Here is a 24,379-nt window from a genome sequence, read left to right as displayed (position 1 = left end):
GACGGCGAGAGACGCAGCTAACTGATTCTTTTGGAGAGGCATTGTATTTGGGGCTTGTCCCACGACCAGGCCGAGAACAACAAAAACTGTCCTAAGACAGAGCCTGTACTGGTTGGATCGCAAGATCACTGCAATTCAGCGACCAAAGCAATCCGTTTGCTCTTGGCTCCCGATTGGGAGGGTCATGAAGAAAAGCTTCATGGCGAGGGCGCTCAACAAAAACAAGAAGCCCGAATCAATAATAAAAAGAGCACGCAACTACTTCTTGGGGAGCTTCGGCTCCCCTTGTAGTTTCCCACCCCGCAAAATCCTCGAAATCGCCCCGCTTTACCCTTGCAGCTGCGGCTTTCAGCTCATATCTGCCGTGTCCTACACCATCCCTCGACTAAATGCTAGAATCCTCGCCCATCATGCGGCCATTCTCTGGTATGGCCGAACATTCCTTCAAACAGTGCATCCCATGCTGAAGAAGCTGTTCCAGTCACTCCGAACGCCCCGGCGTCGTACGCAACACATCCGCAGCACGCCTGAAGTCCTCAACAGCGGCCAACATTCGCTGCAAAAGGCGCAATTCAGCCGATACGCGGTCAACATCGTCGAACGTCTGCAGGGCGCCGGCTACCAGGCCTATCTGGTCGGTGGTTGCGTGCGAGACATGTTGCTGGGCATCACACCCAAAGACTTCGACGTCGCCACCAGCGCCACCCCCGAACAGGTTCGCGCCGAATTCCGCAACGCGCGGATCATCGGCCGCCGCTTCAAGCTGGTACACATCCATTTCGGTCGCGAAATCATCGAGGTCGCGACATTCCGTGCCAATCACCCGCAAAACGAAGACGACGAAGACAACAACCAGTCCTCGCGCAACGAGAGCGGGCGCATTCTGCGCGACAACGTTTACGGCACCCTGGAAGAAGACGCGCAACGCCGCGACTTCACCATCAACGCTTTGTATTACGATCCGGTCAGCGAGCGCATCCTCGATTACGCCAACGGCGTACACGACATCCGCAATCATCTGATCCGCCTCATCGGCGATCCGAAGCAGCGTTACCAGGAAGACCCGGTGCGGATGCTGCGGGCCGTGCGTTTCGCCGCCAAGCTCAACTTCGGCATTGAAAAACACACCGTCCAGCCCATCCGCGATCTGGCACCGATGCTGCGTGAAATTCCTTCGGCGCGACTGTTCGAGGAAGTGCTCAAGTTGTTCCTGTCCGGACATGGCGCCATCACCTTCGAGATGCTGGTCGATCTGCAATTGTTCGCGCCGTTGTTCCCGGCCAGTTCCGACGCACTGGAATACAACCCGGAATACACCCATACGCTGATCAGCGAGGCACTGACCAACACCGATCTGCGGATCAAGCAAAACAAACCGGTGACCCCGGCGTTCCTGTTTGCCGCGCTGCTGTGGCCAGCCCTGCCGGCTCGCGTGTTGCGCCTGCAGGAGCGCGGCATGCCGCCGATTCCGGCGATGCAGGAAGCGGCCCACGAGCTGATCGCCGAACAGTGCCAGCGCATTGCGATTCCAAAACGTTTCACCCTGCCGATCCGCGAGATCTGGGACATGCAGGAACGCCTGCCACGCCGCAGCGGCAAACGTGCCGACCTGTTGCTGGATAATCCGCGCTTCCGCGCCGGCTACGACTTCCTGCTGCTGCGTGAAAGCGCCGGCGAGCAGACCGACGGTCTGGGCGAATGGTGGACCGACTATCAGGACGCCAATGACAGCGAACGCCGCGACATGATCCGTGATCTCAGCGGCAAGGAAGACGGGACCGGCGCCCCACGCAAGCGTCGTCGCAGCAGCGGCGCCAAGCGCAAACGCGCCGGCGCTTCGGGCGAATAAGGCATGGAGCGTATCTACCTCGGCATGGGCAGCAATCTGGCTGACCCCGCCGAACAATTGCGCAGCGCGGTCGATGCCTTGGCGCATCTGCCGTGTACAACACTGGTCGGTGTATCGGCCTTTTACCAGAGCGACTCGCTGCTGCCGGGTCAGCCGCGGTACACCAACGCGGTCGCCGCACTCGACAGCACACTCGCCCCGCTGGAATTGCTCGACGCCCTGCAAGCTATCGAAAACGATCAGGGTCGCGAACGCCTGGAGCGCTGGGGGCCTCGCACGCTGGATCTGGACATTCTGCTGTTCGGTGATCGCCTGATCGACGAGCCGCGCCTCAAAGTCCCGCATTACCACATGCAGGAACGCGCGTTCGTCCTCTATCCCCTGGCCGAACTGGCCCCCGAAAGTCTGCGCCTGGCCGATGGCCGGACACTTGCAGATCTGCTCGCAGCCTGCCCGTTCGTCGGCCTCGAACGCATTACCTCAAACTGATACCACACCCTGTGGGAGCGAGCTTGCCCGCGAAGGCAATCTGACCGTCAATATTTGCATTGGCTGACTGACCGCTTTCGCGAGCAAGCTCGCTCCCACAGGGTTTTTTGTAGGACGAAAATCCTGCGAATCAGGCCCGCCGCCCCGCTGAATCGCATCAGTAACGCCGGTAACACTCCCCTCGTAACAATGCGGTAACACATGCAATTGACTTCCTGAGGCCTCATCACGACTATAGGCGTCCCGCTGCCGCCAACCCGGCATACAAGGGCGCAATCCAGGCCTTATAAGCACGACAAAAGAGCGTGCGCCTGAATAGATGACGAATCACGCGCGTTACTCGCAGTAGTTTCCAAAGCGCCTGAACGAGGATTTCTTACATGCCAGCCATCACCCTGACCACGCTCCAGAGCCTCAAGCAGAAAGGTGAAAAGATCACCATGCTGACCTGCTATGACGCGACCTTCGCCCACGCCTGCAACGAGGCCGGTGTCGAAGTGCTGCTGGTGGGCGACTCCCTCGGCATGGTCCTGCAAGGTCACGACAGCACCCTGCCGGTGACCATCGAGGAAATGGCCTACCACACCGCCTGCGTCAAGCGCGGCAACACCGACGCCCTGATCCTGGCCGACCTGCCGTTCATGGCCAACGCCACCCTCGAACAGACCATGACCAACAGCGCCAGGCTGATGCAGGCCGGTGCGCACATGATCAAGGTCGAAGGTGCGCTGTGGCTGGCGGAATCCATCCGCCTGCTGGCCGAACGCGGTGTACCGGTCTGCGCCCACATGGGCCTGACTCCGCAAGCCGTGAACATTCTCGGTGGCTATAAAGTGCAGGGGCGTAACGAAAACCAGGCGCGCCAGATGCGCGCCGACGCAATCTCTCTGGAGCAGGCGGGCGCCGCGATGTTGCTGCTCGAATGCGTACCGAGCGAACTGGCCGCCGAAATCACTCAGGCGGTGAAAATTCCGGTGATCGGCATCGGCGCCGGCACTGATACCGATGGCCAGGTACTGGTCCTGCACGACATGCTCGGCCTGTCGATCAGTGGTCGCGTTCCGAAATTCGTGAAGAACTTCATGCAGGACCAGAACAGCATCCAGTCCGCGCTGAAGGCTTACGTGAACGAAGTCAAAGCCGCCACTTTCCCCGGGATCGAACACGGATTCTCCGCATGAACACCGTCAAAACCGTACGTGAACTGCGTGCCGCCGTAGCCCGCGCCCGCAGCGAAGGCAAGCGCATCGGCTTCGTCCCGACCATGGGCAACCTGCACAGCGGCCACATCGCACTGATCACCAAGGCCAGGCAACGCGTGGATTTCGTGGTCGCGAGCATTTTCGTCAACCCGCTGCAGTTCGGCGCCGGCGAAGACCTCGACAAGTACCCGCGCACCCTGGCGGCGGATCAGGAAAAGCTGCTGGAAGCCGGCTGCTCCCTGTTGTTTGCCCCGACCGTCGAAGAAATGTACCCCGACGGCATGGCCGGCCAGACCCGGGTCAGCGTACCGCTGCTTTCCGAAGGACTGTGCGGCGCCAGCCGCCCCGGGCACTTCGAAGGCGTGGCGACCGTGGTCAGCAAGCTGTTCAACATGGTCCAGCCGGATCTGGCGATTTTCGGTCAAAAGGACTATCAGCAGCTGGCGGTGATCCGCGCACTGGTGCACGACCTGAACATGCCGATCCAGATCATCGGCGAGCCGACCGTACGCGCTGCCGACGGTCTGGCGCTGTCGTCGCGCAACGGTTTCCTCAACGAACAGCAGCGTGCCGTGGCGCCAGTCGTTTACCGCGCCCTGAGCAGCATTGCCGAGTCGATCCGGCAGGGCGAGCGCGACTTCCCGGCCTTGATCCAGGCACAGCGGCAACAGCTGGAAGCCGCCGGCCTGCGCCCGGATTACCTGGAAATCCGCCACGCCCTGACCCTGCGTCCGGCCACGGCAGAAGATCGTGACCTGGTGATTCTGGTGGCGGCGTTCCTCGGCACCACTCGGTTGATCGACAACCTGCACCTGAACCTCGATACCCCCGCCTGAACACCGCAACAGCAAAATGAGGGAGCCAGCCTGCTCGCTCCCTCATTCGTGCCGCATCCCCTTCCAGACCGTATTGCTGCCTACCCACCCATCGTGCAAACTGCCCGCCGTTCGAGGCGCGCGATCATCAGGGACTTGCTCGCATTATTCGCCGTCTGTCGGTCTTTCCTGTTATCGATGTTAAAAAAGTACAGGTAACAGGTCAGAAGAAGCCAAGACAGATCGCCGCGCCGGGTTTACTGTATTCGCCCTGCGCCAATGTAATCGTGTCGACGCAGTTGCCCCCCTCGCCCAAACATGGCGGGGAGGTCTTTTCAGTGTTCAAAAGGCCGTTCAAGTAAAAAGGAAAACCGCAGCGATGGCGTACTACCGCACTCCTCATGACGTTACCGCTCTGCCTGCCTGGCAGGCGTTGAAAGACCACCGCCAAGCCATGCAGGATTTCAGCATGCGCGAAGCCTTCAACGCCGATCCGCAGCGCTTCACTCAGTTCACCCTCAGCAGCTGCGGACTGTTTCTCGATTATTCGAAGAATCTGATCAACGCCGAGACCCGCAACCTGCTGGTGGGTCTGGCCAATGAAGTCGATCTCAAGGGCGCGATCAAGGCGCTGTTCGACGGCGAAATCGTCAACTCTTCCGAAGGCCGTCCGGCACTGCACACCGCCCTGCGCCGCCCTGTCGGCGACAAACTGTCGGTCAACGGCGTCAACGTGATGCCGGAAGTGCACAAGGTGCTGAACCAGATCACCGACCTGGTCGGCAAGATCCACGACGGCCTGTGGCGCGGTTACACCGAGAAGCCGATCACTGACGTGGTCAACATCGGCATCGGTGGTTCGTTCCTTGGCCCGGAGCTGGTCTCCGAAGCCTTGCTGTCCTACGCCCAGAAAGGCGTGCGCTGCCATTACCTGGCGAACATCGACGGCAGCGAATTCCACGAACTGACGCAGAAGCTGCGCGCCGAGACCACACTGTTCATCGTGTCGTCGAAGTCGTTCAACACCCTCGAAACCCTGAAAAACGCCCAGGCCGCCCGCGCCTGGTATCTGGCCCAGGGCGGTTCGGAAGCCGAGCTGTACCGTCACTTCATCGCCGTATCGAGCAACAACGCGGCGGCTGTGGCATTCGGTATTCGCGAAGAGAACATTTTCCCGATGTGGGACTGGGTCGGCGGTCGTTATTCACTGTGGTCGGCCATCGGTCTGCCGATTGCCCTGGCCATCGGCATGTCCAACTTCAAGGAACTGCTGTCCGGTGCCTATACCATGGACCAGCACTTCCAGAGCGCGCCGTTCGAACAGAACATGCCGGTCCTGCTGGCCTTGCTCGGCGTGTGGTACGGCAACTTCTGGGGCGCGCAAAGCCACGCGATCCTGCCGTACGACCACTATCTGCGTAACATCACCAAGCACTTGCAGCAGCTGGACATGGAATCCAACGGCAAGAGCGTGCGTCAGGACGGCACCCCGGTGTCCACCGATACCGGTCCGGTGATCTGGGGCGGCGTCGGTTGCAACGGCCAGCACGCTTACCACCAGTTGCTGCACCAGGGCACCCAACTGATTCCGGCCGACTTCATCGTGCCGATCGTCAGCTTCAACCCGGTATCCGACCACCATCAGTGGCTGTACGCCAACTGCCTGTCCCAGAGCCAGGCGCTGATGCTCGGCAAGACCCTGCCGGAAGCTGAAGCCGAACTGCGCGACAAAGGCATGAGCGAAGATCAGGTGCAGAAACTCGCACCGCACAAGGTGATCCCGGGCAACCGTCCGAGCAACACCCTGGTGGTCGAGCGCATCAGCCCGCGCCGTCTCGGCGCACTGGTGGCGATGTACGAACACAAAGTCTTCGTGCAGAGCGTGGTCTGGGGCATCAACGCCTTCGACCAGTGGGGCGTGGAACTGGGCAAGGAACTGGGCAAGGGCGTCTACAACCGTTTGGTCGGCAGCGAGGAAACCGCCGCCGAGGATGCGTCCACCCAAGGTCTGATCAACTACTTCCGCGGCCGTCACCGCGGCTGATCCGATCGCACTGCAGTAACCCTGTGGGAGCGAGCTTGCTCGCGATTTCGGTTATTCATTCAACATCGACGTTGACTGAAACTCCGCTATCGCGAGCAAGCTCGCTCCCACAGTCGTTTGTGGATGACTTGAACCTCCTGGACTCTCGGCGCATCTTTATCCTTGTCGCACAACAAGAATAAGGAACCGTCATGTTCGATATCAGCACGTTCCCCAAAGCCGATGCCGTCCGCCGGGCAGCCCAGTTGAGTCAGGACGACTACCAGCGCCTGTACCGCGAATCCATCGAACACCCCAGCACTTTCTGGGCCGATCAGGCCACACGCTTCCTCGACTGGAGCACCCCGTGGCAGACCGTCCAGCGCTATGACCTGAAGACCGGCGAGGCTTCCTGGTTCGCCGGGGCGAAACTGAACGTCAGTCATAACTGCATCGACCGCCACCTGGCAAAGCGCGGCGACCAGACCGCCATTGTCTGGGAAGGCGACGATCCCGCCGAATCCACGCAGATCACCTACAACAAACTCCATCACCACGTCTGTCGCCTGGCCAACGTGCTGAAAAGTCGTGGCGTGAAGAAAGGCGACCGGGTGTGCATCTACATGCCGATGATTCCCGAGGCGGCCTACGCCATGCTGGCCTGCGCACGGATCGGCGCAATTCACTCGGTGGTGTTCGGCGGTTTCTCTCCTGACTCGTTGCGCGACCGTATCCTCGACGCCGACTGCCGCACCGTGATCACCGCCGACGAAGGCGTGCGCGGTGGCAAGTTCGTGCCGTTGAAACAGAATGTCGACAAGGCCCTGCAAAGCTGCCCCGACGTCAGCACTGTTGTCGTGGTCGAACGCACGCAAAACAAGGTCGACTGGGTCGAAGGCCGCGACCTCTGGTATCACCAGGCCATGCGCGACGTCAGCGACGATTGCCCGCCGGAGCCGATGGACGCCGAAGACCCGCTGTTCATCCTCTACACCTCCGGCAGCACCGGCAAACCCAAAGGTGTGCTGCACACCACCGGCGGTTACCTGTTGCAGGCGGCGATGACCTTCAAATACGTGCTCGATTACCGCGACGGCGAAGTGTTCTGGTGTACCGCCGACGTCGGCTGGGTCACCGGCCACAGCTACATCGTCTACGGCCCGCTGGCCAACGGCGCGACCACGCTGATTTTCGAAGGCGTACCGAGCTACCCGAGCACTTCGCGGTTCTGGCAGGTGATCGACAAACACAAGGTCAACATCTTCTACACCGCGCCGACCGCCCTGCGCGCACTGATGCGTGAAGGCGCTGGCCCCTTGCAGGAAACATCCCGCGAGAGCCTCAGATTGCTCGGCAGCGTCGGTGAGCCGATCAACCCGGAAGCGTGGGAATGGTATTTCAACGTGGTCGGCGAACAGCGTTGCCCGATTGTCGATACCTGGTGGCAGACCGAAACCGGCGGCATCATGCTCAGTCCGCTGGTCAGCGCGCAATGGATCAAACCGGGCTGTGCCACCCGGCCGATGTTCGGCGTGCAACCGGTACTGCTCGATGAACACGGCAAGGAAATCAAGGGTGCCGGCAGTGGCGTGCTGGCGATCAAATCGAGCTGGCCGGCGCAGATCCGCAGCGTCTACGGCGATCCGCAGCGCATGGTCGACACCTACTTCAAGCCCTACCCCGGCTACTACTTCACCGGCGACGGCGCCTGCCGCGATGAGGACGGCGACTACTGGATCACCGGACGCATCGACGACGTGATCAATGTCTCCGGCCACCGCATCGGCACCGCCGAGGTCGAGAGTGCGCTGGTGCTGCACGACAGCATCGCCGAGGCCGCCGTGGTCGGTTACCCCCACGACGTCAAAGGCCAGGGCATCTATGCCTTCGTCACGCCCATGAACGGCGCCGAACCCAGCGATGAGTTGAAGAAGGAATTGCTGGTCCACGTCAGCAAAGAGATCGGCAGCTTCGCCAAACCGGACCTGATCCAGTGGGCCCCGGCCCTGCCGAAAACCCGCTCGGGGAAAATCATGCGCCGGATCCTGCGCAAGATCGCCTGCAACGAACTCGACAGCCTTGGCGATACTTCGACTCTGGCCGACCCGAGCGTGGTGCAGGGGCTGATCGACAAGCGCTTGAACCAGTAAGAGGCTTTGCCGGCGGCGAGCTGCGTGCTCGCCGCTTATGGCTTAAGGCCGAGTTGCTGCTAAACTCCCGCGCCCCGACTCCATCCAGCAAGGCGCCAGCATGTCTTCCCTGAATCAGGCGCTGCGCGCCGCCCTCGATAATCGCCAGGATCTGCTCGCCGAGCTGCACAGCCAGGGTACGGATTGCTATCGCCTGTTCCACGGCAGCCAGGAAGGTGCCGGCGGACTGACCGTCGACCGCTACGGCCCGCAACTGTTGGTGCAGAGTTTCCACCAGACACTGGAGCTCGCCGACCTGCTGCAACTGCACGCCACGGTGAATGAAACGCTGGGCATGCAGACCCTGCTGGTCTACAACGACCGCTCCCGTGGCAACTCGCGCATCGACCGCGAAGATCGCGTCTACCGCGCCGAAGAGGCTGCGCTGGTCGATCTGGTCGGCCACGAATGGGGTCTGAACTACCGCGTGCGCGGACGCCATGCCGGGCAGGATCCGCTGCTGTTCCTCGACCTGCGCAACACCCGCGGCTGGGTCAAGGATCACGCCAGGGGCAAAAGCGTACTCAATCTGTTCGCCTACACCTGTGGGGTCGGTCTCAGTGCGGCCGCCGGCGGTGCCCGCGAGGTGTGCAACCTGGACTTCGCCGAGGGCAACCTGGCAGTCGGACGCGAAAACGGCCTGCTCAATCCGCAGCTGCCGACCATGGCATTCATCCAGTCCGACTACTTTCCGGCGATCCGCCAGTTGGCCGGCCTGCCGATCAGTCAGCGTCGCGGGCAGAAACTACCGAGCTACCCACGTCTCGAACAGCGCCAATACGACCTGGTATTGCTCGACCCGCCCGCGTGGGCCAAAAGCGCGTTCGGTACAGTCGATCTGCTGCGCGATTATCAAAGCCTGCTCAAGCCCGCCCTGCTGACCACCGCCGAAAACGGCGTGCTGATCTGCTGCAACAACCTGGCAAAAGTCAGCATGGACGACTGGCGCGACCAGGTCCTGCGTTGCGCCGAAAAGGCCGGGCGCCCGGTACGCGAATGGAGCGTGATGACACCGGGCCGGGACTTCCCGTCCATGGACGGGCAACACCCGCTCAAGACCCTGATTCTCCAGCTCTGAAACCCGCACAGGACAAATCCCACAGAAAAATCAGGATGCTCCTGGCCTCGAGCAATTGCTTCGGAACCGCAATCGCGTGCCATACTCCAAGGCACTCCGATTCAGACAGATGAAGCCGCACATGCCCAAAGGATTGATTCGCGCGATTGGCGCCCTGTTGACCGCTCTGGCCCTCTACAGCCTGCTGGGTTTTCTGATTCTGCCGGGCATTGCGCTGCGTGTGGCCAACCAGCAACTGGCCAACTACGCCACGCTGCCTGCGCATCTTCAGCGTATCGAACTCAATCCGTTCAGCCTCGAAGTCACACTTTGGGGCCTGGTCATCGGCGAGCCGGGCAAGGAACAGGTCGGTTTCGAACGCCTGTACGCCAACCTGCAACTCGACAGCCTGTGGACAAAAGCCCTGCACCTGTCCGCCATCGAACTGGACAAACCGAAGACCGAAGTCCTGTTCGCCAAGGACGGCAAGCTCAATCTGCTCGGCCTGTTCAAACTGCCGGCCAGCGAACCGACGCCGGCCGACCCGGATGCCAAGCCGTTTCCGCTGCGTATCGACCGGATCAAACTGGCCGGTGGCAACGTGCATTTCGAGGATGCACGCCCGAGCGAGCCGATCGAATTCCTCTACGACAAACTCGATTTCGAACTGAACAACCTCAGCACCCTGCCTGAAGACAACGCCGACATGACCCTGGTCGCCATCGGCCCGGCCGGCGGGCAGATCGACTGGAAGGGCAACTTCAGCCTGATCCCGATTGCCTCCGAAGGCACGCTCAAGGTTACCGATGGCCAGATGAAAGCGTTCTGGCCCTATGTGCGCGACGCGGTGCCACTGGTGCTGGAAAATGGCGTGGTCAGTCTGAGCACCGACTACAAGCTCAACCTGTCCAAGGAAACCGAACTGCTGCTGAGCAACGTCGCGGTCAGCGTCGCGCCCTTTGCGATCAAGGCTCCGGACGGACGTCCGCTGGCAAGACTCGACCGTCTCGACGTCAGCGACACCACCGTGGATCTGGCCAAACAGCAAGTGGTGGTCGGCAAGATCCGCAGCCAGAAACTCGAAACCTGGGCCGCCCTCGAAGCGGACGGGCAACTGGACTGGCAGAAACTGTTCGCCAGCCAGCCGTCCAAACCTGCCGCCAAGGCAGCGGCTGAACCGAAAAGCACTCCGGCCGCAGCCGACTCGCCGAAAACGGAACCGACCGCGCCGGGCAAACCATGGCAAGTGCTGCTCAAGGACGTGCAACTGCGTGACTACAAAGTGCATCTGGCCGACCGCTCGGCAAAGCCCGAAGTCGCTCTGGATGTCACGCCGCTGAACATCGATCTGCAGAATTTCGACAGCCTCAACGGCTCGCCCTTCAACGTCAAACTCGACGCCGGCCTGGGCAAGCAAGGCAAGATCAACGCCGACGGCGTGGTCAACCTGGCGCCGGTCACCGCCCAGCTCAACGTCAAGACCCAGGACATCGACCTGCGGGTCGCGCAGTCCTACATCAATCCGTTCATTCGCCTGGAACTGCGCAGCGGCATGCTCGGCAGCGACCTGAATGTGAACCTGAAAAGCACCGAGCCGCTGGCTCTCAGCGTTACCGGTCGCGCCCAGGTCGATCAGTTGCACACCCTCGACACCCTGAAAACCCGAGACTTCCTCAAGTGGCAGCAGGTGGTGGTCGAAGGCCTGAACTATCAGCATGGCGACAGCCTGTCGATCGACAGGATCAACCTGTTCCAGCCGTACGCGCGCTTCATGATCAACGATGACCGCACCACCAACATCGACGATCTGCTCATCCCGCAGCCTGCCGATTCCGGAACGAAAACCGCAGCGGCAAAACCTGCCGGCAATTCGAAACCGCTGGGCATTCACATTGGCGGCATCGTCATCAATGACGGCTCGGCCAACTTCGCCGACTTCAGCCTGACGCCGAACTTCGCCACTGCAATCCAGCAGCTCAACGGCCAGATCGGCACCATCGACAGCCGTCAGGCAAAACCGGCCAGCGTCGACGTCAAGGGCAAGGTCGATCGTTATGCACCGGTGACCATCAAGGGCGCAGTCAATCCGTTCGACCCGATGGCCAGCCTCGATATCGCCACCAGCTTCAGACGGGTCGAGCTGACCACCCTGACGCCCTACTCCGGCAAATTCGCCGGTTACCGGATCCGCAAGGGCCGACTCAATCTCGACCTGCACTACCTGATCACCAAGGGCCAGCTCAAGGCCGAAAACAAGGTAGTGGTGGAACAACTGCAACTGGGCGAGAAAGTCGACAGCCCGGATGCCGTGAGCCTGCCGCTGAAACTGGCGATTGCACTGCTCAAGGACGTGGACGGCAAGATTTCCATCGAACTGCCGGTCACCGGCGACCTCAACAACCCGCAATTCAGCGTGATGCCGATTGTCTGGCAGACCCTGCGCAATCTGATCGTCAAGGCCGCTGCCGCGCCGTTCAAACTGATTGGCGGGCTGGTCAGCGGCGGTGGGGCGGAAGATCTGGGCACCGTGTCCTTCGCTCCGGGCTCCAGTGAACTGAACAAGGATGCCGAAGCGGCACTGGTGAAGCTGTCGCAAGCGCTGAAGGAACGTCCGGCCCTGCGCCTGGAAATCGAAGGCACTGCCGCCCAAAGCAGCGACGGGCCGTTGCTTGCCGAACAGCGTCTGGAACGCGAATACCAGTACAACTATTACAAGATGCTCCAGCGCCGTGGCGACAAGGTGCCGGCCCAGGCCTCGATGATTCAGGTGCCGGACAATGAAAAAGGTCCGCTGCTCGAAGGCATCTACCGCACCCGCCTGAAAACCCAGCCGCCGGCGGAATGGAAAGATCTGGGCAAGGAAGAGCGCACCGCGAAAATGCGTGCGGACGTGATCAAGTTCTGGAGTTCCAGCGATGTGTTGCTGCGCCAGCTCGGTCAGGACCGTGCCAGCAGCATCAAGGACTATCTGGTGGACAAGGGCCAACTGGCGGACGACCGTGTGTACTTCATCGACGCCAATCTGGGCGAAGCGGAAAGCGACGGTCGCGTGGTGACACAAATGCATCTGGACGCCGAGTGATGAACAATCAATGGCTGGCCGCAATGGCGCTGGCGCTCGTCGCCAGCCAGGCTTCGGCATCCGATACCCTGCGCTGTGGCAGCCAGTTGGTCAGCCTCGGTGATCGCGCCAGCGAAGTGCTGCAGAAATGCGGTGAACCGGTCAGCCGTGATGTCCTCGGCTACAAGCGCAGTGCCAATCGCCGTGAAGAATTTCAGGTCGAGGAATGGACCTACGGCCCGAGCAACGGCATGTATCAATACCTGCGCTTCGAGGGCAATCGCCTGCGGCAGATCAACAGCAAACGCGGCGACTGATCCATTTTCCCGCCCCTTGAATAGAACAGGCCCCGACACGAATGCCAGGGCCTGTAATGGCCACATTCCCTGTGGCCGTTCGCATGAACTCTAAAGTGCGGCAGACGTATTGCTCGGCCCGCCTGTCGCGTCTTCTCCCGGTCCAGGCGAGAAGTCTTGCCTTACTCGGCTTTCAGGCCGTCAGCGGAGACCGCTTTGACGCCCTTGATTTTCTTGGTGATGTCTACAGCCATTTTCTTCTGGGCTTCTGTCACTGCAACAGTGGAGGACAGAGACACGACGCCTTTGTTGGTTTCTACTTTGATGTCAGTGCCTGGAATGCCTTTTTCGGTAACCAGGTCGCTTTTGACTTTGGTGGTGATCCAGGTGTCGGAAGTGGCTTCTTTCGCCTTGGTCATTTCACCGGCAGCCAGGGTCATTGGAGCCTGGGTTGCCTGGGTGGATTGTGCGAATGCGCCGGTGGCCATGGTCAGGGTCAGCGCGGTAGCAGCAGCGGCAGTGATAGCGAACTTCTTCATACGAGTAACTCCTGTTTTTTCTGGAAAGTCTGCTGCGTGTCTTGTCAGCAGGGTTACCGGGTATGTTGCGAAGGCTGTGCCAACTTTCACAAAATAATTAAACCCTTATAAATCAACTAGTTAATAGAATCCGAAATTTTCGGAATCATGCAATTTGCATGACCACCGAATTATCTACATGCAAGTTGCGGCTTTCCGGAAAGTTCCTAACACGCTGAAAAGATTGAAGCTTTTGAGAAATGCCGGGCAAAAGAAAATGCCCCGCAAAGCGGGGCATTTCATGATTCGGCAGCCTGGGATCAAGTACCGCTGCCCGGGCAGCCCTTAGGGGCATAGTCCGGGTTGACTGTCGAAGCACAGCTCCAGACACCGGCTGTATTACCGGTTGCCCCCCCGGAGCGGGTCAGCGTGATGGTTTTGCCCAGCACGGGAGCCGGCGCGTTGGCCAGTGTGCAAACGATGGTGCCGGCCCCTGAGGATGCAGTGCCCGACGCCGTCACGGTGCCGCAATTGGTTGTCGAGTAGGAAGCGCTACCGGTCACCAGCGTCAGTGTCGGATCGGTACCTTGATTGATGGTGTCCTCGAACGGCACCTTCAGCGCGCTGATTTCCGCCAGCCCTGCCGTCACCTTCGACCGTGCCTGGTACTTGGTGTATTGCGGCAGCGCGATGGTTGCCAGGATGCCGATGATCGCCACGACGATCAGCAGCTCGATCAAAGTGAAACCCTGTTGTTTTTTCATAGACTTCCTCCATGCATGAGTCGGAATCTCATGATCTGAACAGGTATCAGCACAGCCCGTGCCAAAACGCTGAAAGCCCTGCACGCTGGGCCTCACCACGCATGCGAGTTCTTTCCTACAACCTGCAACCGCACTATCTGACACTTTTTGTCACCTGCACCGAGGCGGTTTGGCGCTGTCACTTGACTAGGCTATAAGTCATGAACTGTCTGCATCCGGGATTCCCATGAATGACATCGCTCTGAGCGGCCTGGCCAAACAGCTGGTCAAGGCTGAACTGCTCACGGAAAAAAGCGCCCAGCAAGCCTGGCAGCAAGCCCAGCGCAATCGCCTGTCGCTGGTCAGCTATCTGGTCCAGAACAAACTGGTGAAGAGCTGGCAGGTCGCCGAGATTGCCTCGGAGCATTTCGGCATGGCGTTCCTCGACCTCAACTGCCTGGACAAGGAAACCCAGCCCAAAGGGCTGGTCAGTGAAAAACTGGTGCGCCAGCATCACGCCCTGCCCCTGTGGCGGCGCGGCAACAAGTTGTTCGTGGGGATCTCCGACCCGAGCAATCACCAGGCGATCAATGACATCCAGTTCAGCACCGGGCTGAGCACCGAAGCCATCCTGGTGGAGGACGACAAACTCACCGACGCCATCGAAAAGTTCTTCGACACCCACGCTTCCGGTCTGGAAGACATGGCCGACGTCGATCTGGAAGGACTGGATGTCGAAACCGTCGATGACAGCAGGCAGGACACGATCGCAGGACTGGACGCCGATGATGCGCCGGTGGTGCGCTTCGTCCACAAGATGCTGCTGGACGCGATCAAGAGCGGCTCCTCCGATCTGCACTTCGAACCCTATGAAAAGAACTACCGTGTGCGGGTGCGAACCGACGGCATCCTGCGTGAGGTGGCCAAGCCGCCGATTCAACTGGCCGGGCGCATCGCCGCCCGGCTGAAGGTCATGGCCAGCCTCGACATCTCGGAACGCCGCAAACCCCAGGACGGACGCCTGAAGATGCGCCTGTCGAAAACCAAGTCGATCGATTTCCGGGTCAACACCTTGCCGACGCTATGGGGCGAAAAAGTGGTGATCCGGATCCTCGATCCGTCCAGTGCGCAGATCGGCATCGACGCCCTCGGCTACGAGCCGGAGCAGAAAGAGTTGTACCTGGCCGCCCTGAAGCAGCCGCAAGGCATGATTCTGGTGACCGGCCCTACCGGTTCCGGCAAGACCGTGTCGCTGTACACCGGGCTCAACATCCTCAACACCGTCGACATCAACATTTCCACCGCCGAAGACCCGGTGGAAATCAACATGGAAGGCATCAACCAGGTCAACGTCAATCCGAAGCAGGGACTGGATTTCGCCCAGGCCCTGCGCTCGTTCCTGCGTCAGGATCCGGACGTGATCATGGTCGGCGAGATTCGGGACCTGGAAACCGCAGAAATCGCGATCAAGGCAGCGCAGACGGGTCACCTGGTGCTGTCCACGCTGCACACCAACAGCGCAGCGGAAACGTTGACCCGCTTGCACAACATGGGCATTCCCGGCTTCAACATCGCTACCTCGGTCAGCCTGATCATTGCCCAGCGCCTGGCGCGAAAACTGTGCAACCACTGCAAGAAACCCATCGAGATTCCCCGCGAAACCTTGCTCAAGGAAGGCTTCCCCGAGGAACGCATCGGCAGCTTCACGATCTATGAACCCGCCGGTTGCGATCAATGCAACGGCGGCTACAAGGGACGCACCGGGATTTATGAAGTGGTGAAAAACACCCCCGAGCTTCAACGGCTGATCATGGCCGAAGGCAACGCACTGGAAATCGACAGCCAGATGCGTCTGGACGGTTTCAACGACCTGCGCACCTCGGGGCTGATCAAGGCCATGCAAGGCATCACCAGCCTCGAAGAAATCAACCGGGTCACCAAGGACTGAACATGGCGGTCAAGGCAGCGAAAATCAGCGTTTACGCCTGGGAAGGCACAGACAAGAAAGGCAGCCGGATCAGCGGCGAACTGAGCGGACAAAACCCCGCACTGATCAAGGCCCAGTTGCGCAAGCAAGGCATCAATCCCGGCAAGGTGCGCAAGAAGTCCGCGTCGTTGCTGAACCTCGGCAAACGCATCAAGCCGCTGGACATCGCCCTGTTCACCCGGCAGATGGCGACCATGATGAAAGCCGGCGTGCCGTTGCTGCAGTCGTTCGACATCATCGGCGAGGGCTTCGAGAATCCGGCGATGCGCAAACTGGTGGACGAGGTCAAACAGGAAGTCGCCGCCGGCAACAGTTTCGCGGCGGCCTTGCGCAAGAAGCCGCAATACTTCGACGAGTTGTACTGCAACCTGGTGGATGCCGGTGAGCAGTCCGGCGCCCTCGACACCCTGCTCGAACGTGTGGCGACGTACAAGGAAAAGAGCGAAAGCCTCAAGGCGAAGATCAAGAAAGCCCTGACCTACCCCACAGCCGTGGTTCTGGTGGCCGCTGTCGTCACCGGAATTCTGCTGGTAAAGGTGGTGCCGCAGTTTCAGTCGGTATTTTCCGGATTCGGTGCCGAACTGCCGGCGTTCACCGTGATGGTCATCGGCTTGTCGGAATTCATGCAGCAATGGTGGTGGGCGATCCTTGGCGTGCTGGTCGTGGCGTTCTTCGGCACCCGTCATGCCCTGAAGAAATCCCAGGCCCTGCGTGACCGACGCGATGCCTGGCTGCTCAAGCTGCCGCTGGTGGGCACCATGATGTACAAGTCTGCCGTGGCCCGTTTCGCCCGTACCCTGTCGACGACCTTCGCTGCCGGTGTGCCGCTCGTGGAGGCGCTGGATTCGGTGGCCGGAGCCACCGGCAATGTGGTGTTCAAGCGCGCGGTGCTGCGCATTCGCCAGGACGTGGCCACCGGCATGCAGCTGAATTTCTCGATGCGCACCAGCGGCATGTTTCCGAACATGGCGATACAGATGACGGCGATTGGCGAAGAGTCCGGCGCCCTGGACGACATGCTCGACAAGGTCGCCGGCTTCTACGAGGAAGAGGTGGACAACATGGTCGACAACCTCACCAGCCTCATGGAGCCATTCGTCATGGTGGTGCTCGGGGTCATCGTCGGCGGACTGGTGGTGGCCATGTACCTGCCGATTTTCCAACTCGGTTCAGCGATCTGACATGCCCATCGACGAACTCTTCGCGCTCTATCCGCTGGCCTTTGTCTTCACCGCTCTGATACTCGGGCTGGTGGTCGGCAGCTTCCTCAATGTGGTGGTCTGGCGCCTGCCGAAAATGCTCGAGCGCGATTGGCGCCAGCAGGCCCATGACGTGCTCGGATTGCCCGTGGAAACGCCGCTGCCGGTGTACAACCTGATGTTGCCGCATTCGCAGTGCCCCCACTGCGCCCACCGCATTCGTGCCCGGGAAAACATTCCGCTGCTCAGCTACCTGCTGTTACGCGGTCGCTGCTCGTCATGCGCGGCGCCGATCAGCAAGCGTTATCCCTTGACCGAGCTGGTCTGCGGCCTGCTCTCGGCGTTCATTGCCTGGCATCTGGGCTTCGGCTGGCCGGCATGCCTGTTGATCGCGTTGACGTGGGGCTTGCTGGCGATGAGCCTGATCGATACCGAGCATCAACTGTTACCCGACGTGCTGGTGCTGCCGTTGCTGTGGCTGGGCTTGATCATCAACAGCTTCGGGTTGTTCGTCTCGCTGCACGATGCGTTGTGGGGAGCGGTGGCCGGCTACATGACGCTATGGTCGGTGTTCTGGCTGTTCAAGCTGCTCACCGGCAGGGACGGCATCGGTCACGGCGATTTCAAGTTGCTGGCACTTCTGGGAGCCTGGGGTGGCTGGCAGATTCTGCCGCTGACCATCCTGCTGTCCTCGCTGGTGGGCGCGATTCTGGGAGTGATTCTGCTCAAGTTGCGCGACCGCAATACCTCGACGCCGATTCCTTTCGGCCCGTATCTGGCCATTGCCGGCTGGATTGCCTTGCTCTGGGGTGGTCAAATAACCGACTTCTATTGGCAGTTTGTCGGTTTGAAATGAATACCCCTGTGGAAAAACCCTGGATTCTTGGCCTGACCGGCGGCATCGGCAGCGGTAAAAGCGCGGCCGCCCAGCATTTCATCGATCTCGGCATTCATGTCGTGGATGCCGATCATGCGGCGCGCTGGGTGGTCGAGCCGGGTCGCCCGGCGCTGGCGAAGATTGCCGAACACTTCGGCCCCGATGTATTGCAGGCCGACGGCACGCTCGATCGCGCAGCGTTGCGCAAGCTGATCTTCGAAGTGCCGGAACAACGCCGCTGGCTCGAAGCCCTGCTGCATCCGCTGATTGCCGAGGAAATCGCCCATCACCTGGCGCTGGCAAAATCGCCTTACGCCATTCTGGTTTCACCGTTGTTGATCGAATCCGGACAGTACGCGATGACCCAGCGGATCCTGGTGATCGATGCGCCACAACAATTGCAGATCGAACGCACCCTGCAGCGTGACCGGACCAGCGAAGAGCAGGTCCACGCGATCCTGAAGGCCCAGTCCAGCCGCGAAGACCGCGTCAGCCGCGCCGACGATGTAGTGGTCAACGACCGTGACCTTGCGTGGCTGCACAGCGAGGTCGAGCGCCTGCATCACTTTTACCTGACTTTATCCGGAGGCCGATCATGAGCCAGACCCCAACCGTTAATTGCCCGACCTGTGGCGCCCCGGTGGAATTCACCCCCGAGAACAAATACCGGCCGTTCTGCTCGGACCGCTGCAAACTGATCGACCTCGGCGCCTGGGCGTCGGAAGAACACAAGATTCCGGTCGCCCCGGATGCCGAGGACGAATTGTTTTCCGGCGACTTCGACCCACGTCACTGATCGGGTCAGGGCCGCATGAAGCCGTAGTCCTGATCGTCGTCGAGGTTTTCTGCCAGAAAGCGCAACTCGTCGGCCAGGTCCTCGGCGTTGCGCACCGCCTTGCTCTGTTGCACCACCGCACTGAGCAAGGCCCGCAGGCTCAATCCCGGATCGAACCCGACCTCCTGCGCCATTTGCAGACTCTGCCGGGTTTCCTGCCTCGCCCACTCGTAAACACTCATGCCGCTGCTCCTGAAGAGGTTTGGCCGAGCATGAAATGCCGCGCGCGGTATGGATTTGATGTGGGTCAAGACTTGGGATCGTCATCCTTCCAGGGCGCCGAAAGGTAGCGGGTACGGTTGAAGGTCTCCAGCCATTCAGGACTGAACACCACCAGAGCGCTGATGACCATGCCGTTGATGAACGCCTCCGGAAAAATCAGCAGCCACAGGTATCCGATGAAGTCTTCCAGCCACTCCGGCATGGCAAAGAGGCCGTCGTACCAGAGCAGGGTCAGGCTCAGCACCAGACACGCCAGCGCCGACAAGGCCGCTGCGAAGAAACCCGAGCAGAAGATATACACAAACGGATTGCGCGGTTGCGCCCGCTCGACCAGGATCGCCACGCCTTCGGTGATCAGCACCGGCAGCAGGATCAGCAACGCACCGTTGACCCCGACCGCCACAAGATCCTGGCGCCCCAGCAGAACCAGTCCGATCTGTGCGACCAGCCCGCCCACTATCGCCAGCGGCCAGTCGAGCAACAGCGTCACTGCGGTCATGCCGATGAAGTGATAGGAGACACCGGTGTCGAAATCCCTGCGCACCATCCACAGCAGAAAAAGCGCGAACACGGTGCCGAACAGCAAGTGCTGACGGCGGCTGTCACTGAACAATTCGACCCATGGAGCGCGGCAGATCGCCCAGAGCAGCACCGGCAGATAAATCAGCCAGCCGAGGGTCAGACTCGTCGAAGACAGCAGTTCTGCACCGATCATGATCCCATCACCTTCATTCGCACCGCAGACTCCCTTGATTGGCGCTCCTGTGCCGAAGTCTACACCGCCGCCCGGGGGAAACAGCCGATGCAAAGCTTTCTGCTTGTCGCAATTGAACGCTAAGCTTGGGCCTATGGATGATTCGGATTATTTACGCCTGCTGACCATCGCGGCCGAGCAGGCCAACGCTTTCCTGTCCAATGCCCGCAAATGGGAGCGTGAGCGTTGGGTCTGCCAGCGCCTGTTGCAAGGCCTGAATATTCCCTATCGGGCCGACGAATTCGCCCCCGCCGGCGAGCCGCCGGACGTGTTGTTTCGCGATGCCAATTTCGAGGTGTTCTTCGTTCTCGACGAAGGGCGCCGCCTCAACGATGAATGGCGTGATGAACTGCAACGTCGGCGTAGCGCCTTTTCCCTGAGCCAACTGGTGCGCCGTGAAGCCAAGCCACGGCGGATCCCTGCCAACGAGTTCCTGTTGCGGCTGGCACCGACGTTGCGCAAGAAGGCGCATAACTACAAGGAACGCGGCATGGACCTGGGGGAACTGGACATCATCGCCTTCGCCAGCCTCAAACGCGAAGTGCTCGACCTCAACAGCCACTTTCCGCCGCCCACCGAATACCTTCGTCAGGGCTGGCGCTCGTTGTCACTGGTCGGACCGACGTTCGCCCGGGTGCTGTTCGCCCATCCAGATGCACCGGATTTCCTGCGCAGCAACCTGGGCCGCAGCATTCTGTTCGATGTCGGGATCAGTCTGTGACGCCGCTTCAGCAATTGATTGCCGATGTCCCGCAGACCGGACGCGTCTGCTGGATTGGCGTGCGCCCCGAATCCAGGGGACCGATGGTTGTGCTCGATGCGGTCGAAGCGCGGCTTGAAGCCGGTCTTACCGGCGATCATGCCCGGCCCGGGGTGCGCAATGCGCGGCAGGTGACGCTGATTCAGTGGGAACATCTGGCCGTCATCAGCGCCCTGATGGGCCGTTCGGCAGAACAACCGGTCACACCTGAAGAACTGCGGCGCAATCTCGTCATCAGCGGAATCAATCTTTTCAGCCTCAAGGGGCGACGTTTTCGCATTGGTCAGGCGATTTTCGAAACCACGGGCTGGTGTCAGCCGTGCGCGCGCCTGCAGAACAACCTCGGCCCCGGAACATTCCAGGCGGTGCGCGGGCATGGCGGAATCACCGCGCGGGTGTTACAACGCGGGATCATTCGCCTCGAGGACAGGGTGTCTGTCGAACCGGTACCGGACAGTGGCTATGCTGCATTCAATCCCGGTTGAAAACCGCTGTAGCTTGTTCACCTTCAGCAACGTCTACCTGACGAGGCCTTTATGACCAGCCGCCTGAACCCCGAAGACCAGAAGCATGTCGAAGAGTACCTGCAGTTGTCCCAGCACCGTGTCGAGCGCCGGCCATTCCGGCCGTGGATGCTCCTGGTGGTGGTACTGGCAGCGACCATCGGTCTGGGCCTGCTGAGCCGATTTATCAGTTACCTGACGCTATGAGCTGCATCGCGCTCGCTTGGGTTACGACGACAACGATTTCCTTTAAAAACCTTGCGAGCTATTCCCATGTCCCATCGTATTGTCATTGTCGGCGGCGGCGCCGGCGGTCTGGAGCTGGCTACCCGTCTGGGTAAGACTCTGGGCAAGCGCGGCACTGCCAGCATCATGCTGGTCGACGCGAACCTGACGCACATCTGGAAACCGCTGTTGCACGAAGTGGCCGCCGGATCGCTGAACTCTTCCGAAGACGAACTCAACTATGTTGCCCAGGCCAAATGGAACCACTTCGAGTTCCAGCTTGGACGCATGAGCGGGCTCGATCGTGAGCAAAAGAAAATTCAGCTCGCTGCCACCTACGATGAAAACGGCATCGAACTGGTCCCGGCGCGAGAGGTGCCCTACGACACGCTGGTGATCGCCGTCGGCAGCACCACCAACGATTTCGGCACCTTGGGCGCAGCACAGCACTGCCTGTTCCTCGACACCCGCAAACAGGCCGAGCGTTTCCACCAGCAACTGCTCAATCACTATCTGCGGGCACACGCCGGGCAGACCGATGCGGTGCAGCAGATCAGCGTGGCCATCGTTGGCGCCGGCGCGACCGGCGTCGAACTGGCGGCAGAACTGCACAACGCGGCCCATGAGCTGGCGGCCTACGGACTGGACCGCATCAAACCGGAAAACATGCACATCACCCTGATCGAAGCCGGGCCACGGGTGCTGCCAGCGCTGCCGGAGCGCATCAGCGGGCCGGTACACAAGACCCTGGAGAAACTCGGGGTCAATGTGATGACCAATGCGTCGGTCAGCCAGGTCACCGCCGACAGCCTGATCACTGCCGACGGCAATGAGATCAAGGCCAGCCTGAAAGTCTGGGCTGCCGGGATCCGCGCACCGGGTTTCCTCAAGGACATCGACGGCCTGGAAACCAACCGTATCAATCAGCTGCAGGTGCTGCCGACGTTGCAGACCACCCGTGACGAAAACATCTTCGCGTTCGGCGACTGCGCAGCCTGCCCGCAACCGGGTTCGGACCGCAACGTTCCACCACGGGCCCAGGCAGCACACCAGCAGGCATCGTTGCTGGCCAGGTCGCTGAAGCTGCGGATCGAAGGCAAGACCCTGCCGGAGTACAAATACACCGACTACGGCTCGCTGATTTCGCTGTCACGCTTTTCGGCAGTGGGTAACTTGATGGGTAACCTGACCGGCACCGTGATGCTCGAGGGCTGGCTGGCGCGGATGTTTTACGTGTCGCTGTACCGCATGCACCAGATGGCGCTGTACGGCCCTTTCCGCACCGCCATGCTGATGCTGGGCAGCAAGATCGGACGCGGCACCGAACCACGCCTGAAGCTGCACTGATGTAAACGCCGTGGGGGTGGGCTCGCCCCCACGGCGTTTTGTCTTCTACTGTATCTGCCCCCCGCTTTCCCTATCTTCGCTTACAAACGCCCCCTCTCCTCGACACACACGCGATACACCGCCACCGCTTAATGGCCACACCCGGGCGCACCTGCTCCGGCTGATCGCTCTTAACGTGTGGTTGCGCTGTGCAACCGAAGGAGAATGAAATGACCCGCACTTCGAAAATTGGCAAAACCTCCCTTGGCCTGGTCGGTGCCGTAATGGCTGGCGGCCTGATGCTGTCCGGCTCTGTGTTCGCTGCGCAGCCGCTGGCTCAGGGTTACATGGTCGCTTCGGCCGAAACCTCGGTCAAAACCCCGGAGGGCAAATGCGGTGAAGGCAAATGTGGCGATGCGTCGATGGCCAGGACCGATACCGATGGCGACGGCAAAGTCTCCCGCGCCGAATTCCTGAAGGTCGCGCCGCACTCGGACTTCGACAAGATCGACACCAACCACGACGGTTTCATCGACGAACAAGAGGCCTACGACAACGTCAAAGCCAACTACGAAGCCAATGGCAAGAAAATGCCCAAGGGTTTGTTCGAACACCTGAAAGACCGCGACGGCGCCTGATGTCCAGCCCTTCCCGACAAAACAAAGCCGCGCATGCCTTGATGGCGTGCGCGGCTTTGTTTTGTCCGATAGCACTGAAAGAAAAAGCATTTTCCGCAGGCAAAAAAAATCCCCGTATCTTTCGATACGGGGATTTTTTATATGGTCGGGGTAGGGGGATTCGAACTCCCGACATCCTGCTCCCAAAGCAGGCGCGCTACCGGACTGCGCTATACCCCGGTAAAAAAAAGGCGACCTTTCAAAGATCGCCTTCTTCGATCAGCGCTTTTGGCCTCTGATCTTAAGATTCGATCCCAGCGCAAACTGGTTTCAAAAATGGTGGGTCGTGTGGGACTCGAACCTACGACCAATTGGTTAAAAGCCAACTGCTCTACCAACTGAGCTAACGACCCAAAAATGGTCGGGGTAGGGGGATTCGAACTCCCGACATCCTGCTCCCAAAGCAGGCGCGCTACCGGACTGCGCTATACCCCGATTTGAAATTGGCTCCGTGACAGGACTCGAACCTGGGACCCAATGATTAACAGTCATTTGCTCTACCGACTGAGCTATCACGGAACTACATATTTCAAGTTACTGCGGTGAAACTTGCAGCTTCTCGACATCGTTTTCGCATCGCTGCGTTCGTGTGTCTGAGGCGCGCCATTCTACAACCTGGATCACCTTTGTCAACCCCCAAATCGCTTTCAAGTTAATGATTTGCAACTTGTTTCGGATTTCAGCTCAGTGAGCTGAGACCCTGTGGGTGACTGACTGCGGGGCGCACTTTACAAGCCTTTTCCTTAGAGTTCAACAGCCTGGCGAAAAAAAA

Annotated in this window: 23 protein-coding genes and 4 tRNA genes; 19 read left to right on the top strand and 8 right to left on the bottom strand. The window is 60.2% G+C overall.

Going from position 1 to position 24,379, the window contains the following annotated elements; translation table 11 throughout:
• Positions 1-460 precede the first annotated feature (460 nt).
• From BBF94_RS24890 to BBF94_RS24850, 9 genes are all read left to right on the top strand, one after another.
• Positions 461-1,849: a polynucleotide adenylyltransferase PcnB gene (locus BBF94_RS24890; protein WP_065261590.1), complete on the top strand. Its 1,389-nt coding sequence runs from the start codon at positions 461-463 to the stop codon at positions 1,847-1,849.
• 3 nt (positions 1,850-1,852) lie between these two features.
• Positions 1,853-2,338 (top strand): 2-amino-4-hydroxy-6-hydroxymethyldihydropteridine diphosphokinase, encoded by a 486-nt coding sequence (folK, locus tag BBF94_RS24885; RefSeq protein ID WP_065261589.1) that lies wholly within the window; start codon positions 1,853-1,855, stop codon positions 2,336-2,338.
• A gap of 380 nt (positions 2,339-2,718) precedes the next feature.
• Positions 2,719-3,519 carry a 3-methyl-2-oxobutanoate hydroxymethyltransferase gene (gene panB / locus BBF94_RS24880; RefSeq protein ID WP_065261588.1) on the top strand — a complete coding sequence of 267 codons (801 nt, stop codon included), beginning with the start codon at positions 2,719-2,721 and terminating at the stop codon, positions 3,517-3,519.
• The gene (gene panC / locus BBF94_RS24875) at positions 3,516-4,376 is read left to right on the top strand and encodes a pantoate--beta-alanine ligase (protein ID WP_065261587.1); all 861 of its coding nucleotides are present in this window, start codon (positions 3,516-3,518) and stop codon (positions 4,374-4,376) included. Before panB ends, panC begins: the two co-directional genes overlap by 4 nt.
• A gap of 358 nt (positions 4,377-4,734) precedes the next feature.
• Positions 4,735-6,399 (top strand): glucose-6-phosphate isomerase, encoded by a 1,665-nt coding sequence (gene pgi, locus BBF94_RS24870; protein ID WP_065261586.1) that lies wholly within the window; start codon positions 4,735-4,737, stop codon positions 6,397-6,399.
• A gap of 191 nt (positions 6,400-6,590) precedes the next feature.
• Positions 6,591-8,528, top strand: a complete 1,938-nt coding sequence (gene acs, locus BBF94_RS24865) for an acetate--CoA ligase (RefSeq protein ID WP_065261585.1) — start codon at positions 6,591-6,593, stop codon at positions 8,526-8,528.
• Between the two features lie 100 nt (positions 8,529-8,628).
• Positions 8,629-9,645 (top strand): class I SAM-dependent rRNA methyltransferase, encoded by a 1,017-nt coding sequence (locus tag BBF94_RS24860; protein WP_065261584.1) that lies wholly within the window; start codon positions 8,629-8,631, stop codon positions 9,643-9,645.
• Positions 9,646-9,754: 109 nt separating this feature from the next.
• Positions 9,755-12,706 (top strand): DUF748 domain-containing protein, encoded by a 2,952-nt coding sequence (locus BBF94_RS24855; protein ID WP_065261583.1) that lies wholly within the window; start codon positions 9,755-9,757, stop codon positions 12,704-12,706.
• On the top strand, positions 12,706-13,002 hold the full coding sequence (locus BBF94_RS24850) for a DUF2845 domain-containing protein (RefSeq protein WP_065261582.1): 297 nt from the start codon (positions 12,706-12,708) through the stop codon (positions 13,000-13,002). The genes BBF94_RS24855 and BBF94_RS24850 overlap by 1 nt, the downstream gene beginning before the upstream one ends.
• Positions 13,003-13,163: 161 nt before the next feature.
• Here the strand turns inward: BBF94_RS24850 and BBF94_RS24845 are convergent, their stop codons facing one another.
• Entirely contained in the window at positions 13,164-13,520 is a 357-nt protein-coding gene (locus tag BBF94_RS24845; RefSeq protein ID WP_065261581.1) for a BON domain-containing protein, read from the bottom strand.
• A gap of 299 nt (positions 13,521-13,819) precedes the next feature.
• On the bottom strand, positions 13,820-14,263 hold the full coding sequence (locus BBF94_RS24840) for a pilin (protein WP_065261580.1): 444 nt from the start codon (positions 14,261-14,263) through the stop codon (positions 13,820-13,822).
• A 226-nt stretch (positions 14,264-14,489) separates the two neighbouring features.
• Here BBF94_RS24840 and pilB point away from each other — a divergent pair, with 226 nt between their 5' ends.
• The 5 genes from pilB to yacG are packed head-to-tail and all read left to right on the top strand — an operon-like array spanning position 14,490 to position 19,101.
• Complete coding sequence (gene pilB / locus BBF94_RS24835) at positions 14,490-16,190, top strand: type IV-A pilus assembly ATPase PilB (protein WP_065261579.1); 1,701 nt, start codon at positions 14,490-14,492, stop codon at positions 16,188-16,190.
• Positions 16,191-16,192: 2 nt separating this feature from the next.
• Positions 16,193-17,410: a type II secretion system F family protein gene (locus tag BBF94_RS24830; RefSeq protein WP_065261578.1), complete on the top strand. Its 1,218-nt coding sequence runs from the start codon at positions 16,193-16,195 to the stop codon at positions 17,408-17,410.
• A gap of 1 nt (position 17,411) precedes the next feature.
• Positions 17,412-18,284, top strand: a complete 873-nt coding sequence (locus BBF94_RS24825; protein ID WP_065261577.1) for a prepilin peptidase — start codon at positions 17,412-17,414, stop codon at positions 18,282-18,284.
• A complete protein-coding gene (gene coaE, locus BBF94_RS24820) occupies positions 18,281-18,904 on the top strand; it encodes a dephospho-CoA kinase (RefSeq protein ID WP_065261576.1) in 624 nt (207 codons plus the stop codon). Before BBF94_RS24825 ends, coaE begins: the two co-directional genes overlap by 4 nt.
• Positions 18,901-19,101 (top strand): DNA gyrase inhibitor YacG, encoded by a 201-nt coding sequence (yacG, locus tag BBF94_RS24815; RefSeq protein ID WP_011335983.1) that lies wholly within the window; start codon positions 18,901-18,903, stop codon positions 19,099-19,101. Before coaE ends, yacG begins: the two co-directional genes overlap by 4 nt.
• Before the next feature lie 5 nt (positions 19,102-19,106).
• Here the strand turns inward: yacG and BBF94_RS24810 are convergent, their stop codons facing one another.
• Both BBF94_RS24810 and BBF94_RS24805 read right to left on the bottom strand, forming a co-directional pair.
• Positions 19,107-19,322, bottom strand: coding sequence for a hypothetical protein (locus BBF94_RS24810; RefSeq protein ID WP_065261575.1), 216 nt, complete (start codon positions 19,320-19,322; stop codon positions 19,107-19,109).
• Positions 19,323-19,387: 65 nt separating this feature from the next.
• Positions 19,388-20,077: an energy-coupling factor ABC transporter permease gene (locus tag BBF94_RS24805; protein WP_065261574.1), complete on the bottom strand. Its 690-nt coding sequence runs from the start codon at positions 20,075-20,077 to the stop codon at positions 19,388-19,390.
• 133 nt (positions 20,078-20,210) lie between these two features.
• Between BBF94_RS24805 and BBF94_RS24800 the strand changes: the two genes are divergently transcribed.
• The 5 genes from BBF94_RS24800 to BBF94_RS24780 all read left to right on the top strand — a co-directional run bounded on the left by BBF94_RS24800 (position 20,211) and on the right by BBF94_RS24780 (position 23,568).
• On the top strand, positions 20,211-20,837 hold the full coding sequence (locus tag BBF94_RS24800) for a DUF1780 domain-containing protein (RefSeq protein ID WP_065261573.1): 627 nt from the start codon (positions 20,211-20,213) through the stop codon (positions 20,835-20,837).
• Positions 20,834-21,361 (top strand): MOSC domain-containing protein, encoded by a 528-nt coding sequence (locus tag BBF94_RS24795; protein ID WP_065261572.1) that lies wholly within the window; start codon positions 20,834-20,836, stop codon positions 21,359-21,361. Before BBF94_RS24800 ends, BBF94_RS24795 begins: the two co-directional genes overlap by 4 nt.
• A 51-nt stretch (positions 21,362-21,412) precedes the next feature.
• Entirely contained in the window at positions 21,413-21,586 is a 174-nt protein-coding gene (locus BBF94_RS24790) for a DUF3094 domain-containing protein (RefSeq protein WP_065261571.1), read from the top strand.
• A gap of 66 nt (positions 21,587-21,652) precedes the next feature.
• Positions 21,653-22,951: an NAD(P)/FAD-dependent oxidoreductase gene (locus tag BBF94_RS24785; protein WP_065261570.1), complete on the top strand. Its 1,299-nt coding sequence runs from the start codon at positions 21,653-21,655 to the stop codon at positions 22,949-22,951.
• A 209-nt stretch (positions 22,952-23,160) separates the two neighbouring features.
• The gene (locus BBF94_RS24780) at positions 23,161-23,568 is read left to right on the top strand and encodes an HvfA family oxazolone/thioamide-modified RiPP metallophore (protein WP_065261569.1); all 408 of its coding nucleotides are present in this window, start codon (positions 23,161-23,163) and stop codon (positions 23,566-23,568) included.
• A gap of 142 nt (positions 23,569-23,710) precedes the next feature.
• Here the strand turns inward: BBF94_RS24780 and BBF94_RS24775 are convergent.
• The 4 genes from BBF94_RS24775 to BBF94_RS24760 form a co-directional block, all read right to left on the bottom strand.
• Positions 23,711-23,787: transfer RNA gene (locus BBF94_RS24775), tRNA-Pro, on the bottom strand.
• A 97-nt stretch (positions 23,788-23,884) separates the two neighbouring features.
• Positions 23,885-23,960, bottom strand: a tRNA-Lys gene (locus tag BBF94_RS24770).
• A gap of 5 nt (positions 23,961-23,965) precedes the next feature.
• Positions 23,966-24,042, bottom strand: a tRNA-Pro gene (locus BBF94_RS24765).
• A gap of 9 nt (positions 24,043-24,051) precedes the next feature.
• Positions 24,052-24,126, bottom strand: a tRNA-Asn gene (locus BBF94_RS24760).
• Positions 24,127-24,379: the final 253 nt, after the last annotated feature.

The sequence above is a fragment of the Pseudomonas bananamidigenes genome (genome assembly GCF_001679645.1).
GTDB lineage: Bacteria > Pseudomonadota > Gammaproteobacteria > Pseudomonadales > Pseudomonadaceae > Aquipseudomonas > Aquipseudomonas bananamidigenes.
This window is presented reverse-complemented; position numbering and strand designations above follow the sequence as displayed.